Raw genomic sequence first — 13,045 nt, forward strand, 5'->3', positions numbered from 1 at the left:
TCGGCTCCATGCGCGCCTCCATGCAAACCGTCATGCGGGATACGTCGCGGTACGACCGCGGACGACGCTGGCGGGACGCAAGGTGCGGGCCCGGTTCGCGCGTGCGGTGCGACGACGCCGAGTCGCCTCCCTTCCCGCATCCGATCGGATACGGAAATGACCATCCGCCGTGATTGCGCAAGCCTCGGTTCCCGATCGGGTACGAAATGGCGCGCCGATTGCCGCGATCCCCTCTCCGTTCCTGAACGGATACGAAATGATGTCCGGGCCAGCGAGTTGTGCAATACTGTTCCCGATCAGATACGAAGCACGGAGAACGTCATGTCGGAGTCCCAGTCCGTCGACACGCTCGGCGCGCTCGCTCACCTCATTCGCGCGGCGCGGCTCCAGCAGGGGTTCACGCGCGACGCGCTCGCGAACGCGACCGGGCTGTCGCCGAAATTCATCAGCCAGGTGGAAGCCGGGAAGCCGACCGCGCAAATCGGCAAGGTCATGCTGCTGCTCGGCGAACTCGGCGTGCGCCTGTATGCCGAGTCGTCGGTCGAGATTTCGGAAGCCACCGCGCTGAAGGCCGCGCAACGCCGCAGGAGCAGCCATGGCGGCTAGAACGCTGATTGCCTCCGCGAACGGCGTGCGCATGGGCACGCTGACCGACGACAAAGGGATCTGGTCGTTCGCGTACGACCCGCAATGGCTCGCGTCCCCGGCCGCGTACCCGCTGTCGCCGGCGTTCGCGCTGCGCGCCGGCCCATTCACCGACACGTCGACCGATCGCCCGGTCCAGTGGTTCTTCGACAACCTGCTGCCCGAGGAGGGCATGCGCACGTCGCTCGCACGCGAGGCGAAGGTCGACGCCGCCGACGCATGGGGCCTGCTCGCGTACTTCGGGCGCGAATCGGCCGGCGCGCTGACGCTGCTCGCCGACGGCGAGCAGGAGGCGCCCGGCAGCCTGCAGCCGCTGTCGCTCGACGAGCTCGAGCGCCGGATCCAGGCGATGCCCGAGCGCGCGCTGACGGCCACCGCGCCCAAGCGCATGTCGGCGGCCGGCGCGCAGCAGAAACTGCTGCTGGTGCTGCGCGGCGACGCGCCCGACTACGCGCTGTACGAACCGGTCGGCAGCGAGCCGTCGATGCACCTGCTCAAGCCGGACATGCGCGCGGCCGGCTACCCGCACTCGGCGATCAACGAATTCTTCTGCATGAAGCTCGCGAAGAAAATGGGGCTCGACGTGCCCGACGTGCACTTCCTGCGCGTGCCGTCCGCGTGCTACGTGATCGACCGGTTCGACCGCGACGTCGCGTCGGCGCCGGCCGGGCGCGTGCATACGATCGACGCGATGCAGTTGCTCAACTACGACCGCGGCTTCAAGTACCAGCGGGCGAACGCGCAGGAGCTCGCCCGCGCGATCGACCGCACCAGCACGCGCGCGCTGGCGCGCCTGTCGGTGTTCCGCTGGACCGTGTTCAACGTGGTGGTCGGCAATGGCGACGCGCACCTGAAGAACCTGTCGTTCTTCGTCGACGCGCGCGGCTACCGGCTCGCGCCGTTCTACGACATCGTCAGCACGGTCGTGTATCACACGCCGACGCACCGGCCCGACCATCGCGGCGATCATTGGCCGCATTGCGAGCTGACGATGCCGCTCGGCACCGCGACGCGCTTCGCGGACATCGACGTGCACGCGCTGATCGCGTTCGGTCAGGCGCTCGGGCTCAGGGAAAAGGCAGCCGCGAGCGAGTTGCAGCGCTTTCTCGAGCCGCTCGATCGGCATGTCGCGCAGACGCTCGACGACGTGCGGGAGATCGCGCGGCCGGACGCCGGGGAGACGCGGTTGCTGCATTCGATCGCGGCGATGCCGATCGCGGAGATGGGGCGCGCGCTTCGGCGGACGCGCGATTGAGCGGGGATGGGCGCGGACAGGCGGCATCCGCCGTGAGGCGCACGGCGATCACTGGCCGCACCTGCTCGGCGAAGGTGGCAGGTTCGGCAAGATGGCTTTGCCGTCGCTCGCGCGGCGCCCACTGTATCAATATCGCGCGCGGTGCAGGTACCGGTCACGTCGACGCGCGGGAACCCGGCAACGCCGCGCGCCGCGAGCCGCGAGGGGGATCGGCCGATGACATAATAATGTCGGATTTATTTTGTTTTAAATTTTCAATACCATGCCTGGATTGATTCCCATATCCAAGGAATCCAAATGAATTAGATTTTCCTCCACGCCTGCCATTCCTGTCGTGCTCGCGAGCATCGCCCACACTGCGACTGCCGCGAACGTTTCCGCGCAGCAAGCGGCCCGGTCGACGCCCGAATGTGAACGCACAGTGGTGGCCAAGGTCATTCGGCGCGTACCAGAATCTGAGCGGTAGGCGTAACGTGCTTGTCGCCGTCCCGATATCAGTCCGGCCGTATCGTGATCGATCGCACTTGAGCGAACGATGCTGACCGGCCAGTGCCGTCATCCCGGGATCCACTGCCTGCGGCACACCCGAACCGAATGCAGTGATCTCCCGAACCCTCTCCGGTCGACGCTCGAAAGCGAGGTGAGCATTCTTGTAGACGTTCGCCCGCACGCCCGATTAAACATCGACAGAATTTAATTTGAACAAATCGACCGCCATTACAGTAATTTAATGACGCAATCAACCCATTCAGCTTCACGATCTCCGCATCCTCACCTGGAACCGACACGCAAATTGCAATATGAATTATTACTATGCAGTCCATAGTGCTTTCCATCCATTGATGCCTTGTTCGATATCTGACATTCTCGAAACGTGTCGGCGGCGCATGGGATGCAATTGAAATGAACGAATTTCGTTTTGAAAATGAAAACCACGCCGCATGCAGTACAGTCGCCCCGGATCTTGCAGCTCCCAAGCGTTCGAAAACAGGATCCTCGGCTGTTTCGTCAGACAAACCTCGCCTCGCAAGCCCAGACGGGCTCGAGATCATCAGCCTGATCGATGTTCTTCAGACGCCAGCATGCTATTTCGACGGGAACGGGGAAGTCGTAAGCATCAACGACGCATGGCTGGTCTACGCGGATCGCCCCATCGGCACCCTGCATCGCGTCCAATGGATAGAGTTGATCCAGGCACAGCACCGATACACTGCTCTATCCGCACTGCGCGCCGCACACCCGGACTCGGACCATATGGCGCTGGAGTGCCGACTGGTGGGTTCCCGCGGCATCGACCAATGGTTCATCGTCAATCTTCATCGTGTTGGCGCCGGGTGGCTTTGCACGTGTACGAACATCCATGACCTCAAGGTCAAGGAAGGCGAACTGAAGAATCGCGCGTCGATACAATCAGACATGCTCAATGTCAGCATAGATTGCATCAAACTGATTTCGCCAGCAGGAAATTTGCTGCACATGAATCGCTCCGGATGCCTGGCATTAGGCGTCGATGAAGACGCTGGATTCGGTATGCCGTGGCTGCCGTTGTTACCCGAAGACGTCTGGCCCGAGGGAAATAGCGCACTGGATTCCGCCAGGAGCGGTGTCTTCGGCAGATTTTCTGGGCGAAGCGAGCTCCCGGGACGCGATATTCAATATTGGGACAATATGCTGACGCCAATATTGGACGCCGACGGCAAGACGACTGCCATTCTATGTGTGTCGAGAGATGTCACGCGCGAGCGCCTCGCGCTCGATCTGCTCCGGCGTAATGAGGAGCGGCTCGCTATCGCGACCCGCGTCGGAGGACTGGGAATCTGGGACTACGACATCGCGTCGGACACACTGCAATGCGACGAGAACTGGTATCGAATCATGGGGCGTGCTCCGGGCAATCCGATTACCTCGATTGACGAGTTTCGCCCCTTTATTCATCCGGACGACGTCGACAGGGTCATTCAAGTCACGCAGACTGCGAAAGCGTTCATTTCATCCGGCGGGGATGATCGGTTCGAGTATCGCGTTGTTCAGCCCAATGGTGAAATCCGGTGGGTTCAGTCCACGGTCTATCCGCAGAATGAAAGCGGAGTCACCAAACGAACGATCGGGTTCGTGCTCGACGTGACCGAGATGCGTTTGGCGGAGCGTCGTCGAGAGGCATGGCTGCACTTCATTTCCCACGACATGCGCTCGCCTCAAGCGTCGATCCTTGCGTTGATCGATCTTCATCGAACCGCCGAACAACACACCGCCACACCGAGCCTGCTCGATCGAATTGCCATGTATGCGCACCGAACGCTGGCGTTGGCCGACGACTTCGTTCTGCTGGCGCGCGCCGAGGCGCCGACCTGGTCCCTGGCGGAAACGGATATCGGCAGCGTGGTGCTCGATGCGACAGACGAATTGTGGGCATTGGCTCAAGCGCGAAGCATCCGGCTCGACGTGAACATCGGGGACGATGTCTGCGTCGCACATGTGGAGCCCTTCCTGTTGGTACGTGCGGTCGTCAATCTCGTCAGTAACGCGATCAAATTCAGTCCACGGAACGCCACGGTAACGGTACGTCTGTCCTGCGTTGAACACGGCTATGCCATTACGGTCTCCGACCATGGCCCCGGCATTTCTGCTGAAGCTCGGCAACGTCTGTTCGAACCCTTTCAACGCTTTCAGGCGGGGCCTTCTCGTTGCCCGCCCGGCACGGGCCTCGGGCTGGCTTTTGTGAAGACGATTGCCAAGCGATATGGCGGTAGCATCGAGTTGCACACTCGCCCGGGTAAAGGCTGCACATTCATCTTGACGTTGCCGATCACTTCGCCGCGGACGTTGCCGCCTGATGCTCGATGAGCACGATCCTTGCCTCGCTACGCGCTTGACGTCCCGGTCATCGAAGCCTGAGCCAACCAGGTCCGGTATGTAGCGCCGGTAGTGGCGCTGAAGGATTGGGTGAGCCGCCCCGCCGATGTCTCGAGGGTGTTCGTGGCTGCGGCGACCGGATATTGCCGCCCGCCGCCACGACGGCATCGACTGTCGTGCGCACGATTTCGCGCCCCGCTTCCTCGACCACGGACTACGGGCTATTCGGGGTGCCCTCAAGAAACGGATTTTTACGTACGTTAGGCGGCAACCATGGTCGAAGCTAGGTGAGCTTGGAGGGGTAGGGAGCAACGGAACAGCCAACCGACTTGAGCGTCCTCTGGGGCGCAACGCGGCGTAATTCGGATCAGTTCGACGTGCCGCGCCAGAACGGATGGTTGATGTTGTTGCACATCGCTTCACGATTCTCGTGCCAGACGAATGCTCGCTCTGAGAGCCGCTCGTCCTGCGACTCGTAGATGATGTGGTTGTTGACATCCGTCGCGTACTCTCTCAGGAACGCGGACCTGACTGCGTTGTTCGGCAGGTGCGGCAGCACGGCGCGGATGGCATGCAGGAACGCATTGTTGTTGTTCGGCGGATCGAACATCACCTGATGCATCTGCGTTTCGTCCAGTTGCCACGGCGGCAGGCCCTGGAGGAATCGTGCGTGATCGTCGAGAAATGGCCGTGCATGAAGAAAAACCTCGTGCGTCATCGTGGCCGCGAGCCTGCCTTGTCGTTCCGCTCTGGCTGCCGGGCTCGCGTCGTGGAGACCCGGCATTTCCGCGGCGACCGTGACCGCTGCAGTAGCCTGTTGCGCGCGGTAGGTCGTGAAGCCGTGATCCTGATTCTCGCCCGTTCTCGGTGTCACGTTGATGTGCACGCGATTCATCGGTGGCGGCAGGAACTGCTGGAATGCCAACGCCAGCCCCGGCATGATCTCGTTGACTTCAGCACTGTTCGCGGTGTTGCTGAGCGTGAAATTGGCGGGCAACGGAGGCGAGGCATGCATGGCGTGAGCGGCCGGCTGCATTTGCATTGCCGGCGGCAAGTGCGCCGGAACCGCGTGGGTCGTCTGAGGTGACGCGCCGAACCGGAAGCTCCGGCTCGGCGGATTCAGCCGGATTTCCTGGAGCACGCCGCCACTGACGGTGGCGCGTACCGACAGCGGCCGCGTCGCCGGGTTCACGGACACCGTGAACTGATGGGTGACCGAGCCGTTGGAGTGGGTGTACGACGACACGTTGCTGGTCTGGTAATGTCCGGCGCGTAGCGCGATGCGCAACTGGCTCCGGTCGAGCTGAGACAGATTCGTCGCCGTGATCGGTGGAATGTGCGCGGCAAGCTGCTGGTTACCGACCACCCACGGTAACGACGGTGCCGCCGTGGGTGCCGTCGTCGGAAACGCGGCGTGGCTTGCTGCGGACGAGGGACCGGCGCCGGGCGTCTGCATAGCATGCGGCGAATACGGGTAGGAACTGCCGCTGCGCCCGCCCTGCATGCCGCCCGGGAGTTTCGCGTGTTCGGGATCGACGCCGACGCGCGAGCCAGCCGTGCCATCGGGCTGGCTCGAATCGACGATCGCGAGATGCGCTATGGTTTCGTTCGTTTCTTGATTCTTGACGTCGAAACCGCCGTTGGCGGTCTTGATGCCGGTCAGTTCAGCGGTCACGCCGCTGCCCGGCTCGCGGTAGCGGATCACGTCATAAGGCGCGCCGTTCGGTTGCCGTTGTACTGGACCGTCGCCGCGGCGCACGATGCTGTCGGACAGGCGGATCCGGCTTTTGCCGCTGCCGGGACATTCCTCGTTGCTGGACCGCGTCGCACGACGTGGTAGTCCGAGAAACGTGTCGCCCCTGACGGTCGCCGGCGCGGCGGGCAGCTTGCCGGATTCGTGGAGTGTCGATGCCTGATCGGCATCGAAGGATGCCGACGTCAAGGGCGATTTCGATATAGAAACCATGATTCGTGTGTATGCGGCAGCATAGTTGTGATGTAACGATGGCGACTTGCCCGCGGCTAACGACGGGCCGAAGCAGGCATTGAGCCTCGGGCAACCCTGCTCCCCCTCAGGAGAACCTGACGGTTCACATCAGTCTCTGCAGCGTCGCATCCTGTTGAGGTCGGTTATCCATCTTGGCTCATGACTCCGCCTTTTTTAGCATGCGGGGCTAGGCACTTTTCCTTCGAATGCGCATCTAGAATCCAGAAAGCGAAGTGACCCTGCCTTGTTTTCACATACAGCATGTCATGCAGCAGCGCGTAGGGTTTCGTATTCGACGGGAGTGCAGTAGTCGATCGACGTGTGCATGCGCTGTCGATTGTAATAGCCCTCGATCCAGTCGACGATGTCCAGGCGAGCCTGAGCGCGGGTTTCGTAGCGCGTTTGGTAAATGCGTTCGACCTTCAGGGTTTTAAAGAAGCTCTCCATCGGCGCGTTGTCCCACGCGTTTGCACGCCGGCTCATCGACACCGTCATGCCGAATTCGGCGGCCAGATCGCGATACGCCCAGCTGGCATATTGACTACCTCTATCCGAATGCAGCAGTAATCCGGACCCGGGTTTGCGTTGCCAGTATGCACTGCGTAATGCTTGGCAGACCAGATCCGCGTTGATCCGCTCCGACATCGACCAGCCGACGATACGCCGGCTTGCCAGATCGAGGATCGCCGCGAGAAACAGCCAGCCTTCGTCGGTGGCGATGAACGTGATGTCACTCACCCATGCCTGATTTGGTTGCCAGCCATCGAAGCGACGATCAAGCAGATTTGGTGCCACTGGTAGGCTATGTGTCGAGTCCGTCGTGACGCGATACGCTCGCTTGTAGACCGGGCGCAGGCCTTGGCGCTGCAAACTACGTCGAACACGCTCAGCGCTCACCGGACGGCCTTGGGCGCGCAATTGCCGCACGATACGGAGGCGGCCATAGCTGCCGCGACTGGCTCGGTAGATGGCCGCCACTTCGACGTCCAGCGCCTCGTTGGCCTGCGCCCTGGCGCTGGGCGGGCGAGCCCGCCACTGGCAATACCCGCTGCGCGAGACGACCAACATCCGGCACAGCCGGCTCACGCTGTACTGGTCGCGGTGTGCGTCGATCCAGGCGTACTTCACCGCGAGCCCTTCGCGAAGTACGCCGTTGCCTTTCGGAGGATTTCGATGTCGAGCTTCGCGCTGGCCAACTCCTTGCGTAGACGACTGTTCTCGGCCTCCAGATCGCTGACCGGGCGACGACTGGAACTCGGCGTGCTGGGTGACGGCCCCGTCGCCACTTCAGCATCACCTTTGCGCTGGTCGCGGCACCAGTTCCCCAACGTCGCCAACGGCACGCCCAGCCTGCGAGCGGCCTCATGCCGACCGACGCTCTCCGACAAGCGACACCGCCTCCAACTTGAACTCCTGCGTGTATTGCCTTCTCGACACCACTTTCTCTGCCATCCTGTTCTCCATACAGTCAAAAAGTTATCAGACTTCTTGCTGTACGTGAAATCGTGGCAGGTTCAGTGGAACACGGTGTACCTGGAGCGATCGATTGCCGCCCTACGGCAGCAGCGCGAAATCGACGACAGCCTGATCTCGCACGTCGCGCCGCTCGGCTGGAATCACATTAACCTCACCGGCGACTACGTGTGGCACGCCAACAATCGCGTCGCCAAAGGGCGATTCCGGCCGCTGCGCGTCAGAAAATCGACTGGGCCGTCTTAGCGTACGAAAAAATCCGTTTCTTGAGGGCACCCCTATTCGCTCGCACGTCGGCAAACACGCCCGCGCAGCGACCTCATCCCCGCCCGGATCAAATCGAGCCTTGATCCGTCGCGTGCCGGCGTTACCCGCAAAAAATGAGCGTGCGCTACCCCCACGCGTTCGCGTTCTGATTCGCGCAGCGCCAGGCAATCCGCGTGCTGAAAAATCTCGATGAAACTGCAATATATCGACAGATTGAGATAAGTATTCTTATCACAATAGCACTATCATTATGCGGAACTCGCTGATCGGAAAATGTGCCGTCATGGATTTTGACGGCCGGGATTGAACGATTGGCTCACGCGATGCTAGTGGTCGCTTCGGTACGCGCGCGGTATTCGGTCGGCGTTGTCGACAGGTATTTCCGGAACAGCCTCGCCAGTTGCGCGCCACTGTTGATGCCACAGCGACGCGCGACCTTGTCGACAGGCAAACTCGATTCCACCAGCATCTTGCAACTCATGTTCAGGCGCGCGCGCAGCAGATAGTCGGATGGCGTCATGCCGATCTCGCTCTTGAACCTTCTCAGGAAATTGCGCTCGCTCATGGCCGCAACTTGTGCCGCGTCGTCGATCGAGACAGGCCGGTCGACGTTCGCCTCCAACCAGCGCGCGGATGCCGTGATCTGCTCGCTCACGCGTGACGCCATGCTCGCCGCAACGGGCAAACCGAACGGTGTAGGCGCCGGTGCCGCCAGAGATCCGGACACACGCCTCGCGAGGACTTCACCCAAGTCGTCTTCGACAATTCGCAACGCCATGCGAACGGCATCAGGCTCGTCGCTCGGCGACCCGATAGCGTATATGCTTGGAGATTCGTTGGCGGCACGAAATTCGCTCGAAAGACCTGCCGCATCCAGAAGATGCCTTCCTTCGGCGATCGGATAAACGCCTTCGCAAAACGGATGCTTGCGGCGCAGCCAATCGATCAGCCGCTTGTCCTGACAAGCCAGATGAGCGGCTGCTCCGCCGGCGACGAACACGATGTGCTTGCCGTCCACGCGCCGCCGCGAATCGATCCTTTCCGTCCAGACGAAAACCAACGAAGAGGTGGCAATGCGGCCGCCAGCGGCGGAGACCAACGCTACGTCGTAGTGCGCCTCGCCGGAAGGACGAGATGCAGTCAGCGCACTTGCCTTATGAAAAATCTCGATGATCGCCGCGACATCGTGCAGCGCAAATCCATTGGATAGCGCAATGTCAACTCGCGTCGGTGCCCGTGCAGCGGGCTTCCGCGAGCAGGTCAGCATGGCATGCTCTAATTCCACGGTTATTCCCAAGTATGTCGTCGACCGGAAGAGGTCCGCTCCGGGTTCTGCAACTCGAACCCGTTGACGCAAGCTATCCGGGCGACCCTCGGCCACGATCGAGTGGCAGAATCGAACAGCCCGTGGCCGCCTGAAACGGGCAAGCATCGATGTACGGACGGCCCCGAGAATTCTAGGAGGGGCGGTCGGGGCGACTTGACACTCCGTCTCAAAAATGACGAACTTCACGCGTGTCCGAAAATTTGTGCATAAAGACGTCCCGATCCATGCATGGCTGACTTCGGCATGAATGCATTGATCATCGGCACGGATACGCACGCTGGATCGAAATCTTGAAAGTCGTGCCGTTCCAGGCGGAATGGGCTGTCAGCCAGATACAGTGCGGTCCGCACTTTCAGCCGAGCAGGGCCTGGCCTCGTCGAATTGTCGGAAAAACGAGCGATTCGGCCCGGCTTTGCGCATGCGGTGGAACCGCAATTCGCAAACGATTGCTGTGCCGATGTGGTTATCTTTGGCTTGTGTCAGGCACGTCGCTCCGACAGTCGAGGGGTGCCAACACGTGACCGGAATGCAGTTGACTGCAGCCAACCGCGGCCGGACAACGGATGGCTGCGGTTGACTTGCGGTCATTCCAACAAGCCGAAACTGAAGTGTGATGCGGCCACCGATAGTCGCCCCGTTCAAGAGCGCGTGGAGTTTCCGGGTACTGAAACGATCGAGTTGGCTGAAAGCCGTCCTCGGTGCGCTACGGCAAAGTACGTACTGTATGCTTGACATGCCACACCAGCGCGTTCTGAGCGGGCCATTGGCTCCACAATACAAGGTTCGGCCGCGCGGGACGGATCAACCCCGGATGAAAATCAGCAATGACCGCTGCATTGAACGACGACCCGCTACACACGGCGATACCGCCAGGCCGCTTGTTGTTGCCGCCGGAGCCGCCGACGCTCGCGCCTGGCATCGCGCACAGCCATTTCAGCGTTCAAGGCGACGCCCGTCGAAGCTTCCTGGCCTGGCAGGAGCGCATGAGTCCTGTCTACGACATTTGGCCTTCGTCAAAGCAAGCCGAGGATACGTTCGATGCATCGCTGTCCCGTTACACAATCGACAATCTGAGCATCTTCGACTTTCGCACCGGGCCGAACCTGGCCGTGCGATCCTTGGGTCGGGTTTCGACCGAGAGCGTTCGCGACATCACGTTCAGCGTATTCCTTGAAGGGCCGCCGGCCGAGTTCCTGGGCGGCAAACCACGGTCCGACGTGCCGCACATGCCGCAATTGCCAAGTATCCTCGCGCTGGACATGGATCAGCCGTGCGCAATCCGGAGTTTTCATGGTCGGATACTTCTCCTTTTTGTGCCGCGCGCTTTGGTGGAAAGGTCATTCCCTGATGCAGCCTCCCTGCATGGCCGCTGGATTCATGCCACCACCCCTCTCACGCGCATACTGATTGAGCATGTGGTGGCGCTCAGGAGACAAATCGTCGGCCTGGGCAAGAAGGAGGCGCATCAGTCTTTTCTCACCGCTGTCGAGCTGATCGTTGCAGCTTTCAGCCATCAAGCGGGTCTTGCCGGTAACGCTCGCGCGGCGGTACGCGCTGCCATTTACGGGCAGGTGCGGCGGCATGTAGAGACAAATCTGCATGATCCGAATTTATCCCCCGACAGCGTGCTGGCATCGCTACATCTCTCACGCGCCAGCGTGTATCGCATCTTCGAGCATGAAGGTGGCCTGGCCGCCTATATCCGCAACCGCAGGCTGAGAATGGCGGCCGATGAGCTGGTGCGCTTTCCGCATATGGAGGTACAGGACGTAGCCTCGGGGTTGGGTTTCAATGATGCGTCGAGCTTTACGCGCGCATTTCGTCGCGCCTTCGACATCGCGCCACGAGAATTGCACGAGTACGCACCGTTGCTCCAGCGCGGAAGTACAAAACGGGCGCGCTTCACATAGGGGCAGTGATCGAATAAATAGGGTCGGCAGCCTAATCCTTACCAGCGCGGCGGCAGCGCTTGCCGGGTTTCAGACTCCACCGAGATTTTTCGCTTCAGGCGCGACAGCCAGTGCCCGTGATCGAGGAACAGGGCCGCCGCAATCCGACTGGTGCAGCGCAGACGCTGCTGCGCGTCGCCGTGCAACACCCTGAAGCACTGAAGGATCTCCAGCCGGCCGGCTGACCTCTGCATCGGGCGTCCCGCTTCCTTACGCAATCGGCATGTTCAGGCGTTCCGCGCGCGAAGCCATGGGCGTCGCAACGACGCTTCAGGGTATCGAGGTTCTGTTGAGCGCAGGCTGACGTCGTGCACGCCACTAAGCCAGCGTCGCGGCCTGGCTCGCCCCTTCGTGCCATGCCGAATAAAGCGCATCGAGGCGGGCTGGGCTCGGCGCACCATGCATCGCCTCCCCCCAAAACGCTCGATCGCCCGTGTGCCCGGGGGCATGAACAGGTGACGGAGGTTCGTGCGATCGAGCGCAGTTGCAGTTCGAGTCCCTCGCCATCGCATTAATGCGGGTTCACTGCAATATCAAGTTCGCGCCGCCACGAACCATACTCATATCCTCGGGCAGCATCGATACCGGAGGAATGCCATGCCGACCTACCAATACCGTTGCGAGAAGTGCGGCAAAACGTTCGAGAGCGTCGAGCATCTCACTGAACATGCATCGGCTCATCCGCCTTGCCCTCATTGCGGAAGCGAACAGGTTCAACACGTACCGATGCCTTTTGTCGCGAAGACGTCAAGAAAGAGCTGATCCAGGCTGTCGACTCAATTTTCCCGTTCGCCAGGCGCTGACGCCGAAATCGCTTACGAGGCAGCGCGTCTGGTTCAACGAAGATTTTGAGGGGTTTGCATCGGCTATGCCAGCGTGGCTTACAAAAATCCGGATTGTCAGTGACGGTCCCCTCGTGATACAAGGTAGCCGCTGTCTGGCGCAGGCCAGCCGCATCATTTACAACCGATTTCCTTGGAGCGTTCAGAGTATGGCAACGGGTACCGTCAAGTGGTTTAACGATACGAAGGGGTTTGGATTCATCACGCCGGATGACGGCGGCGAAGACCTGTTTGCGCACTTCTCCGAGGTTCAGGGAAGTGGCTTCAAATCGCTTCAAGAGGGCCAGAAGGTCAGCTTCGAGGTCAAGCAGGGTCCCAAGGGAAAGCAGGCCGCCAGCATCAAGCCGCTGTAAGTTTTCCCCGCAGCGAACACGCCCGGTCAGGCAACGATCAGGCTGACGCGTGATCGCTGCAAGTCTGGAGCCGGGCGTCGATGGGATATGACGC

General features: G+C 61.1%; 9 protein-coding genes and 3 pseudogenes. 8 read left to right on the forward strand and 4 right to left on the reverse strand.

Features of this window, described 5'->3' with window-relative positions:
- Positions 1-321 precede the first annotated feature (321 nt).
- The 3 genes from DIE22_RS16670 to DIE22_RS16680 all read left to right on the forward strand — a co-directional run bounded on the left by DIE22_RS16670 (position 322) and on the right by DIE22_RS16680 (position 4,744).
- Entirely contained in the window at positions 322-606 is a 285-nt protein-coding gene (locus tag DIE22_RS16670; protein WP_124497664.1) for a helix-turn-helix transcriptional regulator, read from the forward strand.
- A complete protein-coding gene (locus DIE22_RS16675; protein WP_124605569.1) occupies positions 596-1,900 on the forward strand; it encodes a HipA domain-containing protein in 1,305 nt (434 codons plus the stop codon). The genes DIE22_RS16670 and DIE22_RS16675 overlap by 11 nt, the downstream gene beginning before the upstream one ends.
- A 903-nt stretch (positions 1,901-2,803) precedes the next feature.
- Positions 2,804-4,744, forward strand: a complete 1,941-nt coding sequence (locus DIE22_RS16680; RefSeq protein WP_124605570.1) for an ATP-binding protein — start codon at positions 2,804-2,806, stop codon at positions 4,742-4,744.
- 376 nt (positions 4,745-5,120) lie between these two features.
- On the opposite strand, the gene DIE22_RS16685 is transcribed toward DIE22_RS16680, so the two are convergent.
- Positions 5,121-6,695, reverse strand: a complete 1,575-nt coding sequence (locus tag DIE22_RS16685) for a hypothetical protein (protein WP_124605571.1) — start codon at positions 6,693-6,695, stop codon at positions 5,121-5,123.
- A gap of 309 nt (positions 6,696-7,004) precedes the next feature.
- Positions 7,005-8,204 (reverse strand): annotated as a pseudogene (locus tag DIE22_RS16690) (IS3 family transposase).
- Positions 8,205-8,252: 48 nt separating this feature from the next.
- On the opposite strand from DIE22_RS16690, the pseudogene DIE22_RS16695 reads away from it, so the two are divergent.
- Positions 8,253-8,459: pseudogene (locus DIE22_RS16695) on the forward strand (Tn3 family transposase); the annotation flags it as partial.
- Between the two features lie 337 nt (positions 8,460-8,796).
- Here the strand turns inward: DIE22_RS16695 and DIE22_RS16700 are convergent.
- Positions 8,797-9,747, reverse strand: coding sequence for a GlxA family transcriptional regulator (locus DIE22_RS16700; RefSeq protein WP_124497667.1), 951 nt, complete (start codon positions 9,745-9,747; stop codon positions 8,797-8,799).
- Positions 9,748-10,631: 884 nt separating this feature from the next.
- On the opposite strand from DIE22_RS16700, the gene DIE22_RS16705 reads away from it, so the two are divergent.
- Positions 10,632-11,717, forward strand: coding sequence for a helix-turn-helix domain-containing protein (locus DIE22_RS16705; RefSeq protein ID WP_124605572.1), 1,086 nt, complete (start codon positions 10,632-10,634; stop codon positions 11,715-11,717).
- 125 nt (positions 11,718-11,842) lie between these two features.
- Positions 11,843-11,941, forward strand: a pseudogene (locus DIE22_RS38795) (transcriptional regulator); the annotation flags it as partial.
- Positions 11,942-12,278: 337 nt separating this feature from the next.
- Here the strand turns inward: DIE22_RS38795 and DIE22_RS38235 are convergent.
- Positions 12,279-12,425 (reverse strand): hypothetical protein, encoded by a 147-nt coding sequence (locus DIE22_RS38235; RefSeq protein WP_185640633.1) that lies wholly within the window; start codon positions 12,423-12,425, stop codon positions 12,279-12,281.
- Between DIE22_RS38235 and DIE22_RS16715 the strand changes: the two genes are divergently transcribed.
- Together DIE22_RS16715 and DIE22_RS16720 are read left to right on the forward strand one after the other, a co-directional pair.
- Positions 12,354-12,518 carry a zinc ribbon domain-containing protein gene (locus tag DIE22_RS16715; RefSeq protein WP_124605573.1) on the forward strand — a complete coding sequence of 55 codons (165 nt, stop codon included), beginning with the start codon at positions 12,354-12,356 and terminating at the stop codon, positions 12,516-12,518. The two genes, DIE22_RS38235 and DIE22_RS16715, sit on opposite strands and share 72 nt — an antisense overlap.
- A 229-nt stretch (positions 12,519-12,747) precedes the next feature.
- Complete coding sequence (locus tag DIE22_RS16720) at positions 12,748-12,951, forward strand: cold-shock protein (RefSeq protein ID WP_057926883.1); 204 nt, start codon at positions 12,748-12,750, stop codon at positions 12,949-12,951.
- The last annotated feature ends 94 nt before the right edge of the window (positions 12,952-13,045 follow it).

Source organism: Burkholderia sp. Bp9142, from assembly GCF_003853415.1.
Classification (GTDB): Bacteria; Pseudomonadota; Gammaproteobacteria; order Burkholderiales; family Burkholderiaceae; genus Burkholderia.